At 56.0% G+C, this 19,779-nt stretch carries 22 protein-coding genes and 2 tRNA genes; 13 read left to right on the top strand and 11 right to left on the bottom strand.

Translation table 11 applies throughout. The features are described from left to right. Window positions 1-32 precede the first annotated feature (32 nt). The 4 genes from M0R30_RS12020 to hypB all read right to left on the bottom strand — a co-directional run bounded on the left by M0R30_RS12020 (window position 33) and on the right by hypB (window position 2,157). On the bottom strand, window positions 33-494 hold the full coding sequence (locus M0R30_RS12020) for a DUF2240 family protein (protein WP_292547213.1): 462 nt from the start codon (window positions 492-494) through the stop codon (window positions 33-35). Beyond that, entirely contained in the window at window positions 491-913 is a 423-nt protein-coding gene (locus M0R30_RS12015) for a hypothetical protein (RefSeq protein ID WP_292547211.1), read from the bottom strand. Before M0R30_RS12015 ends, M0R30_RS12020 begins: the two co-directional genes overlap by 4 nt. Before the next feature lie 106 nt (window positions 914-1,019). Further along, window positions 1,020-1,397, bottom strand: a complete 378-nt coding sequence (locus M0R30_RS12010; RefSeq protein WP_292547209.1) for a 30S ribosomal protein S8e — start codon at window positions 1,395-1,397, stop codon at window positions 1,020-1,022. Between the two features lie 100 nt (window positions 1,398-1,497). Beyond that, the gene (hypB, locus tag M0R30_RS12005; protein WP_292547206.1) at window positions 1,498-2,157 is read right to left on the bottom strand and encodes a hydrogenase nickel incorporation protein HypB; all 660 of its coding nucleotides are present in this window, start codon (window positions 2,155-2,157) and stop codon (window positions 1,498-1,500) included. Window positions 2,158-2,211: 54 nt separating this feature from the next. Here hypB and M0R30_RS12000 point away from each other — a divergent pair, with 54 nt between their 5' ends. The 5 genes from M0R30_RS12000 to M0R30_RS11980 all read left to right on the top strand — a co-directional run bounded on the left by M0R30_RS12000 (window position 2,212) and on the right by M0R30_RS11980 (window position 4,681). Beyond that, window positions 2,212-2,487, top strand: coding sequence for a signal recognition particle subunit SRP19/SEC65 family protein (locus M0R30_RS12000; protein ID WP_292547204.1), 276 nt, complete (start codon window positions 2,212-2,214; stop codon window positions 2,485-2,487). Next, on the top strand, window positions 2,484-3,137 hold the full coding sequence (locus tag M0R30_RS11995) for a histidinol phosphate phosphatase domain-containing protein (protein ID WP_292547202.1): 654 nt from the start codon (window positions 2,484-2,486) through the stop codon (window positions 3,135-3,137). The genes M0R30_RS12000 and M0R30_RS11995 overlap by 4 nt, the downstream gene beginning before the upstream one ends. A gap of 100 nt (window positions 3,138-3,237) precedes the next feature. Further along, complete coding sequence (locus tag M0R30_RS11990; protein WP_292547200.1) at window positions 3,238-3,462, top strand: Gar1/Naf1 family protein; 225 nt, start codon at window positions 3,238-3,240, stop codon at window positions 3,460-3,462. A gap of 66 nt (window positions 3,463-3,528) precedes the next feature. After that, a complete protein-coding gene (locus tag M0R30_RS11985) occupies window positions 3,529-4,533 on the top strand; it encodes a transcription initiation factor IIB (RefSeq protein ID WP_292547198.1) in 1,005 nt (334 codons plus the stop codon). A 76-nt stretch (window positions 4,534-4,609) separates the two neighbouring features. Then, a tRNA-Ala gene (locus M0R30_RS11980) sits at window positions 4,610-4,681 on the top strand. Between the two features lie 98 nt (window positions 4,682-4,779). Here M0R30_RS11980 and M0R30_RS11975 read toward each other — a convergent pair. After that, window positions 4,780-4,965, bottom strand: coding sequence for a hypothetical protein (locus M0R30_RS11975; protein WP_292547196.1), 186 nt, complete (start codon window positions 4,963-4,965; stop codon window positions 4,780-4,782). 192 nt (window positions 4,966-5,157) lie between these two features. Between M0R30_RS11975 and M0R30_RS11970 the strand changes: the two genes are divergently transcribed. From M0R30_RS11970 to M0R30_RS11960, 3 genes are all read left to right on the top strand, one after another. Next, a tRNA-Ala gene (locus tag M0R30_RS11970) sits at window positions 5,158-5,229 on the top strand. Between the two features lie 182 nt (window positions 5,230-5,411). Further along, window positions 5,412-6,503 (top strand): RyR domain-containing protein, encoded by a 1,092-nt coding sequence (locus M0R30_RS11965; protein ID WP_292547194.1) that lies wholly within the window; start codon window positions 5,412-5,414, stop codon window positions 6,501-6,503. 80 nt (window positions 6,504-6,583) lie between these two features. Further along, window positions 6,584-7,681: a toll/interleukin-1 receptor domain-containing protein gene (locus M0R30_RS11960; protein WP_292547192.1), complete on the top strand. Its 1,098-nt coding sequence runs from the start codon at window positions 6,584-6,586 to the stop codon at window positions 7,679-7,681. Window positions 7,682-7,703: 22 nt separating this feature from the next. Here M0R30_RS11960 and M0R30_RS11955 read toward each other — a convergent pair whose 3' ends face one another. The 4 genes from M0R30_RS11955 to M0R30_RS11940 all read right to left on the bottom strand — a co-directional run bounded on the left by M0R30_RS11955 (window position 7,704) and on the right by M0R30_RS11940 (window position 11,893). After that, window positions 7,704-8,147, bottom strand: a complete 444-nt coding sequence (locus tag M0R30_RS11955; RefSeq protein ID WP_292547190.1) for a hypothetical protein — start codon at window positions 8,145-8,147, stop codon at window positions 7,704-7,706. Window positions 8,148-8,233: 86 nt separating this feature from the next. Next, window positions 8,234-9,097 carry a thiamine-phosphate kinase gene (thiL, locus tag M0R30_RS11950; protein ID WP_292547188.1) on the bottom strand — a complete coding sequence of 288 codons (864 nt, stop codon included), beginning with the start codon at window positions 9,095-9,097 and terminating at the stop codon, window positions 8,234-8,236. Beyond that, on the bottom strand, window positions 9,090-11,054 hold the full coding sequence (locus tag M0R30_RS11945; RefSeq protein WP_292547186.1) for a DUF460 domain-containing protein: 1,965 nt from the start codon (window positions 11,052-11,054) through the stop codon (window positions 9,090-9,092). Before M0R30_RS11945 ends, thiL begins: the two co-directional genes overlap by 8 nt. After that, window positions 11,039-11,893: an RIO1 family regulatory kinase/ATPase gene (locus M0R30_RS11940; protein WP_292547184.1), complete on the bottom strand. Its 855-nt coding sequence runs from the start codon at window positions 11,891-11,893 to the stop codon at window positions 11,039-11,041. The genes M0R30_RS11945 and M0R30_RS11940 overlap by 16 nt, the downstream gene beginning before the upstream one ends. A 692-nt stretch (window positions 11,894-12,585) precedes the next feature. Here M0R30_RS11940 and M0R30_RS11935 point away from each other — a divergent pair. Both M0R30_RS11935 and M0R30_RS11930 read left to right on the top strand, forming a co-directional pair. Further along, window positions 12,586-13,233 (top strand): hypothetical protein, encoded by a 648-nt coding sequence (locus M0R30_RS11935; protein WP_292547182.1) that lies wholly within the window; start codon window positions 12,586-12,588, stop codon window positions 13,231-13,233. Between the two features lie 86 nt (window positions 13,234-13,319). Then, window positions 13,320-14,078, top strand: coding sequence for an NAD+ synthase (locus M0R30_RS11930; protein ID WP_292547181.1), 759 nt, complete (start codon window positions 13,320-13,322; stop codon window positions 14,076-14,078). On the opposite strand, the gene M0R30_RS11925 is transcribed toward M0R30_RS11930, so the two are convergent. After that, complete coding sequence (locus M0R30_RS11925; RefSeq protein WP_292547179.1) at window positions 14,050-14,757, bottom strand: glucose-6-phosphate isomerase family protein; 708 nt, start codon at window positions 14,755-14,757, stop codon at window positions 14,050-14,052. The genes M0R30_RS11930 and M0R30_RS11925 overlap by 29 nt on opposite strands. 187 nt (window positions 14,758-14,944) lie before the next feature. Beyond that, entirely contained in the window at window positions 14,945-15,691 is a 747-nt protein-coding gene (locus tag M0R30_RS11920) for a DUF128 domain-containing protein (protein WP_292547177.1), read from the bottom strand. A gap of 60 nt (window positions 15,692-15,751) precedes the next feature. Here M0R30_RS11920 and M0R30_RS11915 point away from each other — a divergent pair, with 60 nt between their 5' ends. The 3 genes from M0R30_RS11915 (at window position 15,752) to lysS (ending at window position 19,776) form a co-directional block, all read left to right on the top strand. Continuing rightward, the gene (locus tag M0R30_RS11915; RefSeq protein ID WP_292547175.1) at window positions 15,752-16,705 is read left to right on the top strand and encodes a hypothetical protein; all 954 of its coding nucleotides are present in this window, start codon (window positions 15,752-15,754) and stop codon (window positions 16,703-16,705) included. 89 nt (window positions 16,706-16,794) lie between these two features. Beyond that, window positions 16,795-18,126 (top strand): NAD(P)/FAD-dependent oxidoreductase, encoded by a 1,332-nt coding sequence (locus M0R30_RS11910; protein WP_292547173.1) that lies wholly within the window; start codon window positions 16,795-16,797, stop codon window positions 18,124-18,126. Between the two features lie 108 nt (window positions 18,127-18,234). Further along, on the top strand, window positions 18,235-19,776 hold the full coding sequence (gene lysS / locus M0R30_RS11905) for a lysine--tRNA ligase (protein ID WP_292547171.1): 1,542 nt from the start codon (window positions 18,235-18,237) through the stop codon (window positions 19,774-19,776). Window positions 19,777-19,779: the final 3 nt, after the last annotated feature.

The following is a 19,779-nucleotide window of genomic DNA, read 5'->3' as shown; positions in this document are numbered from 1 at the left end:
TAAAAGAGACTTTATCCGGAGATGCCGGGGCATCATGCTTTTTTTATCGCCTGCCGGAACGAATCGCGCAGGTCTTCAAAAGGGATATTGTATTTTTTTGCAAGGAGGATCAGCGCTGCCGGGGGGAGGAGGTGAGTGTCGAACCCGTCTTTGATGACCCGGTTCATCTCTGCAACAATCTCTGTCTCGTCAACGTTCCGGACTTTGGCGATGCGGCCGATGAGTTCCTGGGTCGGGTCGTTACGCTCAAAGATCGCGGACGTAGGCTTGAAGCCGATGGGGATGGTCACCTCCGCACTGTCGAACGTGAGGGAATATGTCCCGTTGTCCTGCCGCACCAGGCCATCTTCTTCTGCGCGACGGAGGAGCTGGTTTGCCTGTTCGGTGCTCATCCATTTCCGGTCAAGGGCAAAGTAATAGACCAGCTCGTTCTTCCGCATGCCGGTCTTCCGTGTATGCCTGAAGGGGGCGACGATCGTTGTCCGGAGGGTCACTTCGGGGCACCCAGGAGGATATTTTTCATGTCCAGTGCGTCCAGCCCCTCCCCGCGGCCTTCTTTTGCAATATCGATATCGGTCCGGGAGACCTGGTCACTCAGCCGCAGGTAAAAAATATCATTGGCAATGGGGACTTTCCCGCCGCCGCGGAGAGCAAGCGCAAGGACGGAAACACGGAAGTCAACTGCCTCGGTGATAGCACCAGGCCGGAGGACGTCGGGGGTTATGTCGCCGAACGTGGCACGGTCGAGCGCAATCTCCACCCGGGTCTTGACCTTGACCAGTTCTTTCCCGGTAGTCTTTGTCGATTCCTCGTTGTCCAGGTGTGCGATATACCGGAGGGTCTCGTTAAACGGCATGCCCATCGCAAACGAGAGATCCACCCGCTGGGGGAAACGATAATAGATCCTTCGCATGACTAGAGCATTGCACATCTGAAAGAAAAAAGATTGCTGCGTACATATCATGCAGAAGATGATATGGACCTGATAAAATCAGAATGAGAAAAAATATGGGGGGAATTTATTCGAGTAAGAGTGCGTTGATGATGCCGTCCTGGCCGGGGCGGCTGGTGATCTTTGCATGCCCGAGCTCGGTCTTGATCACGGCACCCTTGGTGAGCAGGTTTCTCCGGACATAGTTCGGGTTTGCCGTGTTCTTCTCCACGGTCTCGATCTTGACCTTCTTTGTCTCACCGTTCTTCGGGTTGGTCACGTTGGCGAAGTTTGCACGGAGCGCCATGGTGATGAAGTTGCCACCAAACGTCCTGACAACCCGTGTCCGGGCCTCACCGATATGGGTGTCTGCCGGTGCACGGCCGATCTCTGCTCTGCGCTTCTTCTGTGCCGGGCGGCGCCTGCCACCGGTTACTTTTCGTACGGATTCTGCCTGCCACTGCATGGTGTCACTCTCAAATTCTTCAGGTATCCTGCCCAAAGATGGTGCTCTATATATTCCCTTCAGAGATATTTATAGTACTTCTACGTTTACGCATTGCCGGTTACCGGATCGGGGTGACGAGGATGGTGTCAAGGAGCGCTGCCACGCCGTCACCGGTCTTCAGGTTTGTCCGGAATACCGGCATACCGGGGTTATACCGGCGGATGTCCGACTCCATCCTGTTCAGGTTCGCCCCTACAAGCGGGGCCAGGTCGACCTTGTTGATCACACCGATCGTACAGTCGCGGAACATCATCGGGTGCTTGTTCACCACATCGTCCCCTTCCGTGGAGCTCACCACGACAATCCGCTTCTCCGCCCCGAGACGGAAGTCCGTGGGGCAGACCATGTTGCCCACATTTTCAATGAACAGGACGTCGATGTCATCGAGCGGGAGGTGGTCGATCGCGTGTTCGACAAGGTGGGCATCGAGGTGGCATTCCTTGCCCGTGTTGGCATTGTACGCGGGAATGCCGGTTGCAACGATACGCTTGAAGTCGTCGTCGCCATATACGTCGCCGGCGATGGCACCGGCCCGGAGCCCCTTCTTCTCAAGCAGGGGGACAAGGCGCTCGATCAGGGCAGTCTTTCCTGACCCGATCGCCCCCAGCAGGTCGAACGCCCTGACGCCGTGGGCCTTCAGGTGCTGTGCATTGTGGTCGGCAAGAGAGTTGTTGGCGTCGTAGACATCCTTCTCCAGCCTGACGTCGATGTGATGCATGATAGAAGGTGGGAGCGTGCAGTGTTTATACCTTGACCCACAAACTATCCGGCAATGGCAGCTGGCGAGTGTATCCTCTATCCGTGTTATTTCAATGCCCATTATTCCCGGGCGGAGGGGCGGCGGGTCCCGCGCAGTCTCGGGGTCAAGGGACCAGTACTGACGGATATCGAACGGGCACTCAAACGCTACGGCATCCAGTACCGCGTGGAAGACCATCACCACCCGGCACACTGGACCCGGCGCGAGGGCCGCATCGTCGCCCAGTGGACGGAGAGCAAGGAAGTGCTGATCAGGAAAATCGCACAGAAACTGGAGATCCGGAAATGAGCGGCATGTACGACCTGCACACCCATTCGATCCTCTCTGATGGCGAAATGCTCCCCATCGAGCTTGTCCGCCGGATGGCAGTTACGGGGTATACAACCGTGGCGATCACCGATCACGTGGACCTCTCGAATGCGGAGTCCGTTCTCTCGACGCTTGAGCTCGTCCGGGAATCTGCCGGCCTCTTTGGGGTGAGGCTACTCTGCGGCGTGGAGATAACCCACGTGCCCCCGACCCAGATCGCACCGCTCGCAAAAGCAGCGAAAGCCGCAGGTGCCGATATTGTCGTTGTCCATGGCGAAACACCGGTCGAGCCGGTTGCAGAGGGGACCAACCATGCAGCCTGCATGTGCAGGTATGTCAATGTCCTCGCCCACCCGGGCATGGTTACTCTCAAGGATGCGAAAGCTGCCGCAAAGAATGGTATTGCTCTTGAGATCACCTCCCGCGGTGGACACAACCGGACCAATGGTCACGTGGCACGCGTTGCGCGGGAGGCCGGATGCCGGATGGTCGTGGACTCCGACGCACACGCCCCCCACGACATCCTTGATGAGCGCGCGAAATTTATCGTTGCCAAAGGGGCCGGACTGACCGATGCGGAGTGTAAACGGGCGCTATCTTTAAATATCGACCAATTCCTGGGTTTCTGAAATTTCTATTTATACTTTCACGCAACGTTTAAATACCCTGCTGTCGCACATATATAGATTACTAAAATATTTCAGCATTATTGTATCCTTGAGGTTGTTCGTGAAAGTTGTTGGTCGAGCGATGAGCACCATTGGCAGCCGGATGCTCATTATCCAGTGTGATGCCGCCCAGCTCCCCGCACTTTATAGTGAGGTTTCCGACCGGCGCATGAAACCGGTTGGCAAAATACTGGATCTCTTCGGGAACATCAAGGCCCCCTATGCCGCTGTTCTCTGCCGGGAGAAATGCACTGTCCAGCCCAATGAAAAACTCTTCACGAAATAACCCCCGCGGATATACCGGCCCGTAATCAGCAGGAAAAATTTCCAATCTCAAACCAGGTGAATGTGGATGCAGGAAATCGAGAAATTAAAAACCCTCCAGTCAGAGCGTGAAGCGCTCAAGTCCCGTACAAAACAGAAAGAACAGGAGAAAAAAGCCGAGAACCACACCGAGACGGTCTGTCCGGAATGTGGCGGCAGGCAGCTCGTGCACGACTACGAGCGGGCAGAACTTGTCTGCCAGAGCTGCGGGCTTGTCATTGACGATGACTTCATCGACCGCGGCCCCGAGTGGCGTGCCTTCGACCATGACCAGCGGATGAAGAGGTCACGTGTCGGCGCCCCGATGACCTTTACCATCCACGACAAGGGTCTCTCGACCATGATCGACTGGCGCAACCGGGACTCGTACGGCAGGGCCATCTCCTCCAAGAACCGGGCACAGCTCTACCGTCTCCGCAAGTGGCAGCGCCGGATCCGTGTCAGCAATGCAACCGAGCGCAACCTCGCATTCGCCCTCTCGGAACTGGACCGCATGGCATCCGCACTGGGCCTCCCGAGGAACGTCCGTGAGACCGCAGCCGTCGTGTACCGTGACGCGGTCGACAAGAACCTGATCCGCGGGCGGAGCATCGAAGGTGTTGCGGCAGCCGCACTCTACGCAGCCTGCCGGCAGTGCAGCGTCCCCAGGACACTCGACGAGATCGCAGAAGTATCCCGTGTATCCAGGAAAGAGATCGGCAGGACCTACCGGTTCATCTCCCGCGAACTCGGACTCAAGCTCCTCCCGACGTCCCCGATCGACTACGTGCCGCGCTTCTGCTCGGGCCTCACCCTCAAGGGCGAGGTGCAGAGCCGTGCCGTGGAGATCCTCCGCCAGGCAGGAGAGCGTGAACTGACAAGCGGCCGCGGCCCGACCGGTGTTGCCGCTGCAGCCATCTACATCTCCTCCATCCTTGGCGGCGAGAGGCGTACCCAGCGCGAGGTCGCAGAAGTTGCCGGTGTAACGGAAGTCACCATCCGGAACAGGTACAAGGAACTGGCAGAGAAGCTTGACATCGAGATCATTCTCTGATCATATTTTTTTGTCCCGGATACGGGAACGCCAAGAACTATATTCCATCGGCACGAAACCTATTATCCCCATCAGCGGGCTCGTAGATCAGGGGTAGATCGCTACGTTCGCAACGTAGAGGCCGCGGGTTCAAATCCCGCCGGGTCCATCTTTGTTTTCGAAGACCCTTTGGGTCTTCTCGTTTCTCGGGATTGGAGAGGTTTTGTGTAAACCCTCGAAATTTTAAAAAAAAGAAATTCCTGATCGTTACTTCTTCTGCAGGATCGCCTGTACTTCACCTTCAAGCGTCGATTTCAGACGGTCAATCGCTTCGTTGAGATCGCTCGTTGTCGTTACCATGAACGAGTTGTCGCTCTTGGGGTCGTGATAGTTGACGATGTATTCAATCTGCCCTTCTTTTGTCTTCTTCGGTTCGATGATCAGTTTTGCCATGAATACTCCATCCCGGAGCGAGCGCCCGGAGTAATATTCTTGTATCTCACCCGGTTCAAAAAAGTGTTTTGGATTTTGGCAATATCCATGAAATGTCTGGAAACGCTGTCAAGGATCGCCAAAACTTCGTTTGATCAGTAACAACTATATGGAATTGACAGAAAAATAGTATGCCGCAAGCATATGTGCAGCGGGCTCGTAGATCAGGGGTAGATCGTCACGTTTGCAACGTGAAGGCCACGGGTTCAAATCCCGTCGAGTCCACTTTCCTTTTCAGGTCTATTGTTCAGGACCGTCAGGTTTAACCAGATTCTGTGGACAGGTCCCCGTATTGATTTATTGAAGAGGTCTCCCGTTATATTATCTCGTACTGTACGAGGGCCCCCATACTTAGAAACGAATAAGGGCTGACGGATAGTATTCACAAAGAAAGACGGGGATAAGGGATGGATGCATCAACAGATATGACCAGAACCCTCAACGAAGCGCTTGAGGGACTGTCCGAATGGGTGCTGGTACTGGAGCCCGACGGTACGATCGCATGGTCAAACCGGGCATTCAATGAGTTCATGGGCAACCGTGAATTTTCCGCCAGGGGCGGCCATATCAGGCAGTTCTTCCCGTTATTTGCCAATGAGCTGATGGCAGAAATCAAAGATGTTGCCGGGTCCGGTGAATCCCGCGCCACACAGATCCAGCCCGTGCAGGGAAAAGACGGGGAGAGAAGTGTGGTCAGGTTCACCGTTATACCCCGCTGCGATACCACCGGCAATCTCACCGGTGCACTGGTATATGGCCTCGACATCACCGAACTGGCAGAGATGGAGCAGTTCAAGAAGGACGCATATGCACAGATCGAGAAGAATATCGAACAGTTCGCCATCCTTGGCGATCACATAAGAAATCCCATCACCGCAATCATCGGCCTGTCCGATCTGCTCGAAGAAAAGGCAACTGCCGCAAAGATCCATACCCTGGCAGCCGAGATCAATGACATCATCACCCGGATTGACCGGGGATGGATTGAATCGGAGAAAGTGCGGAATATCATCAGGAAATACTATGATATCGGTGCAACCGGCACCCGGGAACTGGTGGCCCGGGCAATTCACGAGGAGTATCTCGAAAATGAGAGAAAAGCCGGTGAGACCCCGGAAACCAACTCATCCATGCGTCCCTGGAACGAGCTTCCCAACCGGTTAAAGGATTCGAACATCCGTCAGGCAGAGAATATCTGGAAGATGCTCCACCGGATCCATTGCACGATCGGACTCTCGTCAGAAACACGTGAACCGCTCTTTGCGTTCACCGACAATGAAGTTGAACTCCTTGCCGAAATGGAACATGAACGATGGGTGGACGAACGGGTGAAGAAAGGGTGGGTATATGTAAAGAACCGTGACGACATGCAGAAGATCCATAACTGCATTCTCCCGTGGTCAGACCTCACCGAGGAGCAACGCCAGAAGGACCGGAATGTTATCAGGGCCCTGCCGGCGATCCTTGCAAAGGTATACCTTAAAGTGGTCCGTCTCTAAAAGGGGAACACTAATCATCTCACAACCCAGAGTAAAAATTCACAGAGGGGGCAGGAGATCCACATTATCCTGATCGGCATATGACGGATGAATCGTCCCGGAAAAATCCTAACCATCATGACGTCTTTATCAGCTATGCCCAGCAGGACAAGCCCATTGCCGATGCGGTCTGTGCAAAACTTGAATCCCGGAACATCCGCTGCTGGATCGCCCCCCGGGATATCCGCCCCGGAAAAAGCTTTCCCGAAGCGATTATTGAGGGCATTGAGGAAGGAAAAGTGCTGGTTGTCATCTTCTCTTCCTATGCAAACAAGTCTCCCCACGTCACGAGAGAACTGACGCACGCCGTGAACAAGGGGCAGATTATCATCCCGTTCCGTATCGAGGATGTAGCCCCCTCCAAGTCCATGGAGTACCTGATCGGGGTCCCACACTGGCTCGATGCCGTCTCACCTCCCATGGAGAAGCACATTGAACGCCTGATCGCGACCGTTGAACATATCATCAGACCGGGCATGACACGTATTCCCCCGGCCAGTGCTGAACCGGAGCCGGCGAACCCGCCGGTCTCTTATGACCCGCCCGCTCCTCCTCCGGTTCCTGAACCTGCTGCTGTAACTACACCAGTAACGGAGCGTCCACGTGTACCGGCCAGTCAGCCCGCAGCAGCTCCCGTCCGGAATACCAGGGCACTTGTCATCGGGGGGGTCGTCCTTGTTGTGATTATCCTTCTTTTTGCCGGGACGCAGATGGGTTTATTTGGGTTTCCCATGGGCCTGAACGCATCGGATTCGGTTAAGTCCAATACCTCGGGAACGGTGAATTACCGGAGCTCGGATGCCGTCGTGAATACCGTTGTACTTACAACAGAACCAACCCAGACGCTGGCCAAGGATACCGAACTGTACGTGGATGTGAACAAGGACAACAGCAATGCAATGGTCACCGTCCGGTTCAACGGGGGCCCGGGAATGAACCTCGTGAAAGAGAACAAGGTGATCCTGACACGGTCGGATGGAACAGTCTCCGAGGATAAACTCAACTTCAACCAGCGGTTATCGGAAGTCAGCCTGCAAGGTACCCGCGGCACCGACCGGATCCAGGTAATCGTGACACTCTATTCCGGTTCAGAAAAGACAATTGTCGACAGCCTGCTGCCATACCGGACATATCACTGAATCATCACGTTCCGGTGAGAGACTAATCAACCCAGTCGAGCATATGCCCGGACTTGTCCTTTGCTTCCCGGGCAATGATCTTCCGTTTCACATTCTTCACCGCTTCTGTTGCTGGTGAGGGTGCCTGTTCAAACCTGCCGTAATCCATATAGTCATGGGTAATCCAGTCCTCGCCGCCAGCGGTAATCTCATTGATTGGCGAGGGGGCGGGATCGTCATTGGCCATGGGCGGGTCCGATTCCTCCTGCACCACAAGGTCCTGCACCCGGGCCGGGGAGTGTTGCAGGGAGGAGACCGGGTCGGCCGCGAGGACCGGGGGGGTGCTCATCATGACCGGGGGTGGCGGGGACGTAGTCAGCGGGGTTTCACGGAAGTTATTCTTCAGGAGGAGAAAGTCCACAAAGTCCTCCACTTCCCTCCGCTGTTCCGGTGTCAGCCGCTCCATCCTGCTCTCAAGCGATTCCATACGTTTCCCCCGTTGAGTATTCCGGGTAAAATGTCTCTATCGCCTTGTATTTAAGCGAACTGCGGGGAGTCATATTTGTGAAGTGGTTATTCCCACCGGTGCTGATATCCCCGCTTATCCAACGGCTGGCCATCAACGGTAACGGTTTTTTCCGGTACCACGATACCGATGACCGTGGCCTCCACACCGGCAACCGGGAACCGGTCCGGTGCAATCGTGAAGAGCAGTTCGTAATCCCCGCCACCATACAGGGCAAGTTCGCGGGCCTGTGCCGGGGGAATGCCCGCGGGGAGGGGCAGTTTTGAAGAATCGATGGAAAAACCACAGTCATTCACGCTCATCAGATCATAGAGTGAGAGGGCAATCCCGTCGCTGTCATCCATCATAGCGCTCACCCCCGCCTTTCCAAGGGCCTGCCCCTCCTCAACGCGGGGCTGCGGTTCGAATAAGAACTTCTCGAACTGGTGATAGCCGTCAAGCCATGCCTGCGCCTGTCCCGGAATACCGGTGATGCAGATGAGATCCCCCGGCCATGTCCCGGACCTCCGGGCAATATCCTTCCTGTCCACCAGGCCGAGACCCGTGGTGACTACGGTGAGTTCCCCGTGACGGTCAATATCTCCGCCAATGATCTCGGCACCGTATCGGGTACAGCAGTCCTTTGCCCCCTGCATCACCCCGGCAAGGCTCTTCCAGTCATCGAGCCCGACCGCGATCAGCAGGTATTTCGGTGCCGCTCCCATGCTCGCGATATCCGAGAGCGTGACCGCAGCACTCATCCAGCCGGCCTGCCAGTCGGTCATCCCCGGGACAAAGTCCGTTGACCGGTGGAGCATGTCGGTTGTCACCACCATCACCTGTCCGCCGCAGGTGAATTCGGCACAGTCATCGAGGCACCGGTCCTTTCCGACAATCCCCATTACCACGTTCAGGAGCTCCCGGTCATCCACTTTTACGCACCTCCTTACCCCGTTCGCTCTTGTACTCCTTGAATATGTGCTCAATCATCTCGGTCTTCTTCTCCCGTTCGTGCTTATCCTGGGTTTCCTTCCAGCGGTGCAGTGCCACATCGAGCGCATCCTTACCGCAGAGCCCCTGCTTTCCCCGGACCTGGGTACTGGTCTCACGGTCGGAGAGGAGAGGGATCGCGGCTTCCCGGAACGAGGGGAGGAGCTGGGGATCGCTCTCGTTGAGGATCTTCTCCGCCACTACGATCGCCCTGGCATTAAATTCCGATAAGTCCTTGATCACGCTCCTCCCCCAGCCATCCGTCCGGTTCACGTACACGATATCGCCTTCGTCAATCCCGACATCATCCACAAGCCGGCGAAGCCCCTCCTTTGTCAGGGCCTCCATTACCTTGACCGGTACCACGTCGCCGTCCATCGAGAGCTCGGCGAATTTCCTGATCCGGGCAAGGCGTTTTACAAGATTCCGGTTGTGCCGTTCCTCTTTGTGCAGGCGCTTCTTGAGGCTCTGAATCACGGCATCCTTCTTTACCACTTCCGTATCCTTCGCCAGCTCTGCGTCCCGTGTCGTATGGACTTTTCGCAGGCGTGCGGAGAGCCGGTGGATCTCGTAATCCTTTCCCTTGACTTCTTCCTGTAGCTCTGCAATGTAGGTCCTCAGGCGCTTCACCATCCCGTCCAGCACCCGTACCCGTTCATCGTGTTTCTCATCGACAGCGACAGGGGGTGCCGGTGTAACCTCTGGTTTTACTGCCGCGTTCATCTCCCCGATCACCTGGTCGAGGGACTGCCCCCGGATCACCCGGGCACGCACTTCTTCGAGATCATGGCCCGGGGGGATTCGCTTCATCAGGCTCTGGAAGCGGTGGCGGTACTGGCGGTATGCGTCAAGCGCTGCGGAGAGGGCATCCCGCTCGTGGTCATTGGCGTAGGAAAACGGGGCGGTAAGCTCCATCTTGGTCTCAACGCTCGTATCCTGCTTTGGCGTGAACGCAACCGCCGCAAAGGCCCGCCGTATCTTTTCGACTGTGAAAGGCATCGGCTCGACATCGGATGCGATAACGAGCGGCTTTCCCGTCTTGTAGAGCGACTCGATTACATCTGACATATTCATCTGCCGGGAACTGGCAAGATGGAGCAGGTTTCCGTCAAGGTCGAGCGCCGCGATGCCCGTGGTAGTGCCGGGATCGATACCCACGATCAGGTACCGCGGTTTTACGGAGAGCGGGCGGAACCGGATCCGTTCGAGGCGCTTGCCGCTGATCCGGACCTGGACATCCGCCCCCCTATACGTGGAGACCGGTACCTGGTCGCGCGTGGCAAAGACCCGGAACGCCACCCTGCTGCAACCGCCGAATGCCCGCGTCTCCTTCTTCTCGTACCTCAGACCTGCAGCAACGAGCGCCTGCTCAATCTCACGGCCTTTGAACTGGACGGCCCCATGCATCTTCCGGACGTACCGGTTCTGGCTCCACCCGCCCTTTCCCGGAGAGCGGTGCCGGCTGACCACAACCTCACTCTCGTTCTCGAACGCGATCACTTCCGCACCGGCCCCCAGCGTTGCGACCTGCGCCGTTGTCCGGGCTTCCGCGAATGGATCGAACTTGTTGAAGCTGATATTGTACCGGCCGGCAACTTTCTGGAGAGTCTCTTTGCGTTCGCCTCCCGTTACCTGTACGAGCCGGGTCTGCGGGGGCAGGCCCTGGAGGAAGGAGAAGAGTTCGTGCTGGTCGGCTGCAATCTCCTGCAGGCTGTCGACCGCGAGGATGTCCGGTTGCTCTGCGGAGAGGAGGCGGAAGAGGCGGAACAGCGAGACTTCAGACTCGCTCTCGATCTGAGAGCCCTCCATCCGCACAAGAGCATACATTGGTCGCCGGGATCGCAACCGGACAGAGCCTTTGATGATATCAATGCCAAAGACCTTCAGGCGATCACGCATTGCAACGCAACCTCCCGGTCGCGCTTCAGCTTATATTTCCGTTTGAAGAATGCCAGGATGTTATCGATATCCCTCCTGACAATCGCATCCGCATTCTGGTGGTCGGTCCCGACCCACTGGGGCCAGTCGATAAGAATGCACTTTCCGTCCTCGACCATGATATTGTATTCAGAGAGATCGGAGTGGATGATGCCGGCCCCGTAAGCGATCCGGACATTGTCAAGGATCTCGTCAAGTACCTCGGTTGGTGATTCAAGGGTACAACGGTTGAGATTTGCCCCGTTGATCAACGACATCACGACCGTGTGCCGGTTCTGGGCGATGGGAAGCGGGACGCTTACCTTTGGGTGGAGGGCCTTGATGGCCTCGTATTCCCGCTCTGCGGATTTCCGGGACGCGAGCAGCCAGGGGCAGTGCCCCTCTTCCATGTACTCGCGATTGAGCCGGGCGGAGGAGAACGAGCGCCCGCCCACCCGGTGGAACTTGATCGCGACAGGCCCGAGCCCGAGGGCTTCGTACACAATGGACTCTTTTCCCTCTCCAAGCATCGTGCCCAGTGCCGAGATCGTTCCTTTCGCCGTGAGAGTGGCGAGTGCAAGGGTATCGTATCCCCCAAAGACAAGGGCATACCCGTCGTACGGTACCGGGTTGAACCGGACCATCCCCCATGCGATGAGCCGGGAGAGACGGTAATTGATCTCCGATTCGGACAGTTTTGTGGAGGTCTTCAGGTGTTCCAGCGGCACCCACGAGTACCGCTTCATCCCGCGTTCGAGCGCAAGCAGGATGGCCTTCTCATATTTATTCAGGGTGCGGATATGTTCCGCTGCGACGACCATACTCGTTAGAGTGGTTATGTGCGAGAGTATAAAATCGCATCTTTCGATCCAGTGAGAGGATATCAATCCTCGAACTGAAGAGAAAGAGCCAAAGATCTTTCGTCCCACCAGAGGGTCATCAGACCCGAGGGGGGATAGGAAGAACGCGAGTTCTTCCGTGCCAGTGAGAGGATATCAATCCTCGAACTGAAGAGAAAGATCTGCTCTGGAGAATACGTTGTTAAAATGACATTCCTCACTCGCCCAATTAGTACACCGCCCGACCCCCGCTCACCCCATTGCCAGGACAATCCCTTCATTCATCCCGTAAAACTGTACGAATCCGGTCCGGAAATGGGAGGGGGCCTGGGGGGGTCGGGCGGTGTACTTTGATATTTTATCGCCCGTGATCAACAGGTCGGGGGGAAGATTTCCGAGGGTAATTACCAAAATCACACCAGTTTGTAAACATTGGAAGTACACCGCCCGACCCCCCCAACGAGTACAACGTAAGCCCGGGAGCGTCAGTTCTTTCGTGCCAGTGAGAGGATATCAGTCCTCGAACTGAAGAGAAAGATCCTGAGATCTTTCGTTCCGCCGGAATGTCATCAGACTGGAGGGGGTTAGGAAGAATGCCAGTTCTTCCGTGCCATCTCCTTCACCCGGCATAACCTTAAACATCTCTTATCATCCAGAATTGATTGGATCAGAGGATGCAGTGCAGCAAGTGTAAGGGTACGGCAGTGATCTTCCAGCACTATTCCGGGCAGTATCTCTGTGAGGACCACGTAACGCTCGACATCGAGGCAAAAGTCAAACGGTTGATACGGCAGCAGCAGTGGATGCGGCCGGGCGACCATATCGCTGTAGCCCTGACAGGCACGGCAGCGGATAACGCCCTCCTCCTGTTTTTCCGGAACCTTACCGGCAAACGCAGGGACATACAGGTGTCAGGAATCCAAGTATCTGGGAAGATCGCCGATTATTTCGCTTCTGCACGCGAACAGGGCATCACCCGGATCGCCCTTTCAACCACCCTTGAAATGTCAGCGGCATCACTGCTGGCGGATATCCTCCGGGGAGAAGTGGAGAGATGCACAGGTTCCGGCCCGGCACATACCGATACCCCGGTGCTGATATTCCCGTTCTGTCACATACCAGCTGAAGAGATTGCACTATACGCCCGGATCCAAAGAGCAGGTGGAGACCCCCCTGCCCCAGAGAAAGATGACGATCCACTCCTCGCAGATGTGCACACACTGCTTACAGCATATTCACAACGCCACCCTGCTGCACCTCACGCAATCGTGAACCTGTGCGATACACTCAGGAACACCGTGGATCATGACCGGGTCACGTAACCGGAAACAGGAGTCGGGAAGTGACACTCTCCCGCATACCGAACAGTTGAAAAGGATCATCCCATAACATTTACAGGAGTACAACCATGGACGTGGACAACGGGCTCGGGTGCAGCATGGGCCGGGTGGAGCAGATGATCCGGTATGCCTACTGGAATACCGGGTGCAAGGGCATTGTTGTGGGGTTGAGCGGCGGGATCGACTCTGCCGTAGCAGCGGCGTTCTGCTGCCGGGCAGTCGGGCCGGCCAATGTCCTGGGCATCTCCCTGCCAACCTCGGTCAGCAACCCCGACGACCTCCGGGATGCAAAAGAATTATGTGACCAACTGAAGATGCCCCATCAGGTGATCAGCATCGATCCCATGCTCGAGGCATACCGGTCCCTCCCGGGATTTGTGGAAACACCGTATCTTCTCGGGAACCTGATGGCCCGCATCCGCATGGTCACCCTGTATTACCATGCGAACCGGGACAACCGGATTGTCTGCGGTACCTCCAACCGGAGCGAGTACATGCTGGGCTACTGCACCAAACACGGGGACAACGCCGCAGACATCCAGCCCCTTCTCCACCTTTACAAGACCGATGTCTATGTCGTGGCACGGGAGCTGGGAATCCCGGAACCCATCATGCAGAAGGTCCCCTCCGCCGGCCTATGGGAAGGGCAGAGCGATGAGAAAGAGATCGGCCTCACGTACGCTGAGATCGATGCCTCGCTCAAGGCCCTTCTCCGGCAGCAATGGCAGGCGCGGACCCCGGCGGAAGAGAGGGTGCTGGCCCTCGTAAAAAAGAGCGAGCACAAGAGAATTGCTGCTCCTAATCTTTTAGCAGTATGTCCAGAATAGCGGTATAGTCTTCCGGTGTATTCAGGAAGGCCAGAGCTTCCGCGTTGCCGATCAGGCCGTACAGGGGCCCCCTGAAGATCCGGTGATCACCGTTTCCGGATTTTGGCCGTGCGGATCTGACCGGGGGGATCGCGGGATAGCGGGGGTTCTTTTTCAGTTCCCCGGAGCATAACTCAAAATATGCCGCCCCATGGTGTGATTCATACTCCCCGTATTCACTCTCGAACGCGGTAGAGACGATGTTTGCCATGGCAAGCGTCTCATCTCCCGAAGGATTGATCGAGATGTGCCCGTATTCCGGGGGAATGACAACGATATCACCGGCAGTCGCACTGATCATGACGATATCGCGAAGGTCACGGGACTGGAGGAGATAGTGTGCCTGACCCTCAAGTACTTCATACATCTCCGGGTAGCCAACACCGGCCGGGTTCTTCGGGTGGTAATGGCCCTTGGTCTTCACCCATTCGCCGCAGAGGTCGCGGGGAGGGATTACCGTAAGGTCATACCTCAGGTGGTGGGCATGCAGCCACCGCCAGTCAGCATCCGACTTTGCCAGATCGCGGTACATGAAATACAGCGGGTCGCTGCAGGTACACGACGAGTCGGCAAGGACAGGGCGCATCTCCTCGATTGTCCGGACCGCAGGGGGTGGTAGCTCCCCGTCCCATCCAAGCATCACCAATTCTTTTTCATTACAAGTAAATAATACCCGGCGCCCAGCACGATCCGGGTAATTATCTCAAGGTAACCGTCAGAAATGATATCCAGGATTTATAACGATCTCCATGCAGCGCATTCGGATCTTTCCGGTATCGATCAGCACAATAACAACCGACTGCGGGTCTTTTCCTGTTTTTCCCGTTTTAGAAATCCCGGATCTCTTCCAGTTCTAAAATATCTATCAGGCCTTTCAAAGAACTGGTCTGTACCCACCGGCCCCCCTCCCTGATTGCTGCCATGGGGTTCGTCCCCCCGACTGCAGCAATTCCGATATACTCAGGGTTCACCGGGACACCGAGGAGGGGAATATTGGGCATACCCACGTCAAGGATTCCTGAATAACTGCTGCTCGAAAGTTCGTCGAGCACTTCCCCGACGAGAGGTTCCGCCTCCATGTGAAACTCGCGGATATTGGCAAGGAGCCTCCCGCTGCCCATGCGCATCACGTTTGTTACCGAGGTGGTCTTATGGGACATCAGTACCTGGAGCGGATCGATCGTGGTGTGCTCATAGAGGATCATGTCCGTGAACCTGATCGGTGTCCGGTTCTCGATCTCAACCACGCCCCCGCCAATCGGATTGACCGGGACACCACGCCGGATCAGGAGACCGTCAAAGGTGATGCTGCACATGGTACAGATCCCCGTGCACCCTTTTGGAATAACAAAATCCGCGATCTTCTCTCCCGATGCAAGGAATTTGACCAGTCCGCTGACACTGACACCGGTCTTGTTCGCATCCTTGAGAACAGATATTGCAAATTCGAGGTCTTCGTTCCTGATCAGGGAACGGTTGTACACGACATTGCCCTCCCCTGCCTTGGGATCAAAAGTTACCTGGATGGCAAAATCCTCGATTTTATGATTCGAAAATTTCAGGGAGGGCATCATTATCCTATTCTCGGACATTTCAATAGAAAAATTGTTCTATAAGACCATGAAAATGTATCTATGATGGAACAAGACATGCGGGAAAAAGCCAAGAATGCAATGAGACTCATTCTTGAAGCGGCTCGTTTTGAGGTGGAAGAGGTTGATAATCCTCTCGACCTTTCGGCGGTCCGGGACAGCACATGCCTCCTTGTGCTCTGCTCGAACGACCGTGCCATGATCACCCAGTTCGACAAGACCAATTACAGCCTCATGATCGACGACAAAGAGATGACCTGCAAGAAACTCCTCTTTTCTCTGGAAAAAGACCTCGGGACGGAGAACTGTATCCAGTGGGGTGTTGACGAGTTCGTGCGATATACCGGTGAGGCCGTGCTTGCCGACATCGTGGGCCGTGAGCTGGCACTCGATCTCACCCCGGCCACGGCAAAGAGGGTCGCTGTTGCTGCCGCAGCCGCCGAAAAGGAAGAACCATCAGGGATCACCATCCCGCATTTACCGATAAAACTTACCGAACAGGCTGCGATCCGGGCCGGAGGCGTCCAGGGAACCGCAAAACTCCGTTTCATACCATATTTCCTCTTCCACTACACAAGCACAGGAGAACAGGTATACAAGGACCGCCGCATCCCCTTCGATGCAGACGGGTGGGGGGCAATCAATGCAATCAACGGGATCAGGATCGACCTTGACGGAAAACTCGTGGAAGAGAAGGAGATCCCCGGGGGGGCAGAGGTCTGTGATCCCCATATCCGGAAGGATGAGGCAACCGAACGGATTACCAACGAGCTGATCGACCGGCTCACCCAGAAGGTCCGCATCAAGCAGGAAAAAGGTGACGCAATCTTTTACGAGGAGAAGGTCCTCAAACCCGATAAGAAAAATATCACCGTCGAAACAAAGCAGGTCTATATTCCCGTATGGCAGATCAGGGGCAAGAAGATCGTTGAAGTGAACGCATTCACCGGCGAACTGCTTTCAGAACCGATGGACGAAGGCGTGGAAGTCTTCTGAAAGCGAATGAGTTTCCAAACCTCTTTTTTCAAAAGCGTTCCATCTCCCGCTAATACTACTATTATTTATTTCACGGATGAGGGTTTTTCATGATTGTAATCCTTGGAGGCGGACCGGCGGGGAGGCTCGCCGCGGTCCGTCTGGCATCTGCCGGCAGGAAAGTCACCCTTATCGAGAAAGGTGGGATCGGGGGGCAGTGTCTTCATTTTGGTTGCATGCCGGTCTGCGCCATGAACGATGTCGCCCGCCATGTCCAGGCTGCTGCTCTGTTCAACGGTCTCGGGATTACCAGTTCCGTCCCGAAGGTGAACTTCCCGGCGCTGCTCAGCGAGATGAAGAAGGTACAGGCAACGATCGCCTCCGTGCTTGACAAGGAGACCAGGGATGCCGGTGTGGAGATCGTGTACGGGAAAACGGGCAGGTTTGACGGAAAGCAGGTGATCCTTGGTGATGAAAAACTGGGTGCCGACGCGGTCATCCTCTCAACCGGCTCCCGTCCTGCGATTCCGGCAATTCCCGGGATCACCGGTACCGGTATCTATACCCCCCATTCCCTCCACAACATGGAACGTCTGCCGGGCCGCCTCACCATCATCGGAGGCGGGATCATGGCCGCGGAGTTTGCCTACATCTTCTCCCAGTATGGGAGTGCCGTCACGGTCCTGTCCCGAAGCGGTTTTCTGAAAAATCCCGATGAACAGATCCGAAAACGGGCGGTTCGTGAATTGTCCGGTGTGGGTATCCGGGAGAATTGTCACATTCTCTCTGCTGAAGGAACGCGTGGAGGTCTCCGTCTCAGCTTCAGGGACGACAAGGGCACCGGAACTCTTGAGTGTGATGCCGTGCTGGTTGCTGCCGGTCTCACCCCCAACTCGGAGATGCTTGACGGGGTTGCCAAACGGCCGAATGGTGAGGTGATCGTTGATGAGTACATGCAGACGAACCTCCCCGGTGTCTATGCCGGAGGGGACGTGACCGGCCCGCCATTCCTCACTCCCGTTGCCCGCCAGCAGGGGGTCGTAGCTGCGGACAATATCCTTGGGAAACACCGGAAGATGGACTATTCGCATGTCCCCCAGGCACTCAACCTGGGCTATGAACTCGCGTTCTGTTCGGATGGCAACCCAAACGCAAAACCACTTGTTATCCCGGGGCTCGCCGGGCCGGGCACGTTCTGGTCGGTTCCTGCTTCTGATACCGGGTTTGCGAAGATCATGGTTGCACCGGACGGCTCACTGAGTGGGATCAGTACCGCATCGCCCGGAGCGGGACTGATCGCCGGCTACATGGCGTTCCTGATGAAACGCCACTTCTCCGTGCACGACTTTGAGGACTTTGTCGAGGTCCACCCCTCAACGGACGGGGTTTACGGGCTGGCGAAATATGCGTCCGGGGTCCTGAAGAAACGAAAAACCCAGTAATCCGGAATATTCCCTCTCGCTTTTTTCCGTCGCAGATGCTGAAGGTATTATTACTTCCGGCATCGCATTATTACGATACATACTCTCCCCATCCCCGGGTGTTTTCCCATGACCGACCCCACCGAGAATACTGCATTCGAACAGACGCGGCTCGACAAGATCGTGGCCCTCCGCGAGAAAGGGCACTGCATGTTCCCCCCGACATTCGACCGCAGGGACACTGTCCTTGAGATCAAGACCCGCTACGCGGATATCACCCATGACAAGAGCGCAGAGAGCGTCTCTACCGCCGGGCGAATCCATATCGTGCGGAACCATGGCAAGACGATCTTTGCCGACCTTGGTGACGAGAGCGGCAGGATCCAGCTCTACATCCGCAAGAACGATCTGGGTGAGGAACAGTTCGAGCTCTTCAACCAGTATGTCGAACGGGGAGACATTATCGGGGTCGAGGGGCATGTCTTCCGGACAAAACTGGGGGAGATCACCATCTGGGTGGACAGATTCACCCTCCTCTGCAAGGCAGTCTGCTCACTTCCGGAAAAATTCCACGGGCTGAAGGATGTTGAGAAGCGCTACCGGCAGCGGTACGTGGACCTGATCGTCAACGATGAGAACCGGCAGACATTCAGGAGCCGGAGCCGGATCATCTCGCTCCTCCGCCGGTATCTGGACGACCACGGTTTCTTGGAGTTCGAGACCCCCATCCTCCAGCCGGTCTACGGCGGGGCAAATGCGCAACCATTCACCACCTACCACAATTCCCTCGACCAGAAACTTTTCCTCCGCATTGCTCCCGAGCTGTACCTGAAACGGCTTATTGTCGGAGGGTTCGAGCAGGTCTTTGAGATCTCGCGGAACTTCCGGAACGAGAGCATCGACAGCGATCACAACCCCGAGTTCACGATGGTCGAGATCTACTGGGTATATCGCGACTTCCGGGACATGATGGAGCTCACCGAGAACATCGTGACGTACATCATCCAGCAGGTGCACGGGAAATTCGAGCTCCCGTTCGGCGAGACCACGATCAACTTCACGGCGCCGTGGAGGAAGCTCTCGATGGCAGATTCCGTGAAGGAGATCGGCGGTATCGACATCTTCGCCCATTCCGTTGAGGAACTCCGGAAACTTGCCCACGAGCACAAGATTGATGACCCGGACAAGCCCCGGTCCCAGCGCGAGTATCTCATCGCCTTCTTCGAAGGCCTCATCGAAGAGAAACTCATCCAGCCGACCTTCATCTACGATTACCCGGTCGAGAACTCCCCGCTCGCCAAGCGCCACCGCGAGAAGGAGGGCTTCACCGAGCGGTTCGAACTCTTCATTGCCGGTATGGAAGTGGGTAACGGGTTCTCGGAACTGAACGACCCGGTGGACCAGAAGGAGCGGTTCGAGGCGCAGGACGAGAAACGCCGTCTCGGTGATATCGAGGCACAGATGATCGATTACGACTTCATCAACGCCATCGGGTACGGCATGCCCCCGACCGGCGGCGTCGGCATCGGTATCGACCGGCTCGTGATGCTCCTCACCAACAACGATTCTATCAAGGAGGTCATCCTCTTCCCTTCCATGAAGACCGTGAAGGTTGGCGAGGGAGAGGAAGAGGCAGAAGAGCCTTCACAGGAAAAAGAAGGGACGAGTTAAGTC

The sequence above is a fragment of the Methanoregula sp. genome (genome assembly GCF_023227875.1).
In the GTDB taxonomy this organism is placed as follows: Archaea; Halobacteriota; Methanomicrobia; order Methanomicrobiales; family Methanospirillaceae; genus Methanoregula.
The sequence above is the reverse complement of the archived record's forward strand: the minus strand, read 5'-3'. Positions and strand labels throughout refer to the sequence as shown.

Bases quoted from the DNA above. Each gene is read 5' to 3' on its own strand.
- M0R30_RS11930 (WP_292547181.1), top strand. From the start codon at position 13,320: ATGGACGTGGACAACGGGCTCGGGTGCAGCATGGGCCGGGTGGAGCAG.
- M0R30_RS11975 (WP_292547196.1), bottom strand. From the start codon at position 4,965: ATGGCAAAACTGATCATCGAACCGAAGAAGACAAAAGAAGGGCAGATT.
- M0R30_RS11995 (WP_292547202.1), top strand. From the start codon at position 2,484: ATGAGCGGCATGTACGACCTGCACACCCATTCGATCCTCTCTGATGGC.
- M0R30_RS12010 (WP_292547209.1), bottom strand. From the start codon at position 1,397: ATGCAGTGGCAGGCAGAATCCGTACGAAAAGTAACCGGTGGCAGGCGC.
- M0R30_RS11920 (WP_292547177.1), bottom strand. From the start codon at position 15,691: ATGATGCCCTCCCTGAAATTTTCGAATCATAAAATCGAGGATTTTGCC.
- M0R30_RS11925 (WP_292547179.1), bottom strand. From the start codon at position 14,757: ATGCTTGGATGGGACGGGGAGCTACCACCCCCTGCGGTCCGGACAATC.
- M0R30_RS11940 (WP_292547184.1), bottom strand. From the start codon at position 11,893: ATGGTCGTCGCAGCGGAACATATCCGCACCCTGAATAAATATGAGAAG.
- M0R30_RS11965 (WP_292547194.1), top strand. From the start codon at position 5,412: ATGGATGCATCAACAGATATGACCAGAACCCTCAACGAAGCGCTTGAG.
- M0R30_RS11955 (WP_292547190.1), bottom strand. From the start codon at position 8,147: ATGGAATCGCTTGAGAGCAGGATGGAGCGGCTGACACCGGAACAGCGG.
- M0R30_RS11960 (WP_292547192.1), top strand. From the start codon at position 6,584: ATGACGGATGAATCGTCCCGGAAAAATCCTAACCATCATGACGTCTTT.
- M0R30_RS11985 (WP_292547198.1), top strand. From the start codon at position 3,529: ATGCAGGAAATCGAGAAATTAAAAACCCTCCAGTCAGAGCGTGAAGCG.
- M0R30_RS11945 (WP_292547186.1), bottom strand. From the start codon at position 11,054: ATGCGTGATCGCCTGAAGGTCTTTGGCATTGATATCATCAAAGGCTCT.
- M0R30_RS12000 (WP_292547204.1), top strand. From the start codon at position 2,212: ATGGCAGCTGGCGAGTGTATCCTCTATCCGTGTTATTTCAATGCCCAT.
- hypB (WP_292547206.1), bottom strand. From the start codon at position 2,157: ATGCATCACATCGACGTCAGGCTGGAGAAGGATGTCTACGACGCCAAC.
- M0R30_RS11915 (WP_292547175.1), top strand. From the start codon at position 15,752: ATGATGGAACAAGACATGCGGGAAAAAGCCAAGAATGCAATGAGACTC.
- M0R30_RS11935 (WP_292547182.1), top strand. From the start codon at position 12,586: ATGCAGTGCAGCAAGTGTAAGGGTACGGCAGTGATCTTCCAGCACTAT.
- M0R30_RS12015 (WP_292547211.1), bottom strand. From the start codon at position 913: ATGCGAAGGATCTATTATCGTTTCCCCCAGCGGGTGGATCTCTCGTTT.
- M0R30_RS11910 (WP_292547173.1), top strand. From the start codon at position 16,795: ATGATTGTAATCCTTGGAGGCGGACCGGCGGGGAGGCTCGCCGCGGTC.
- lysS (WP_292547171.1), top strand. From the start codon at position 18,235: ATGACCGACCCCACCGAGAATACTGCATTCGAACAGACGCGGCTCGAC.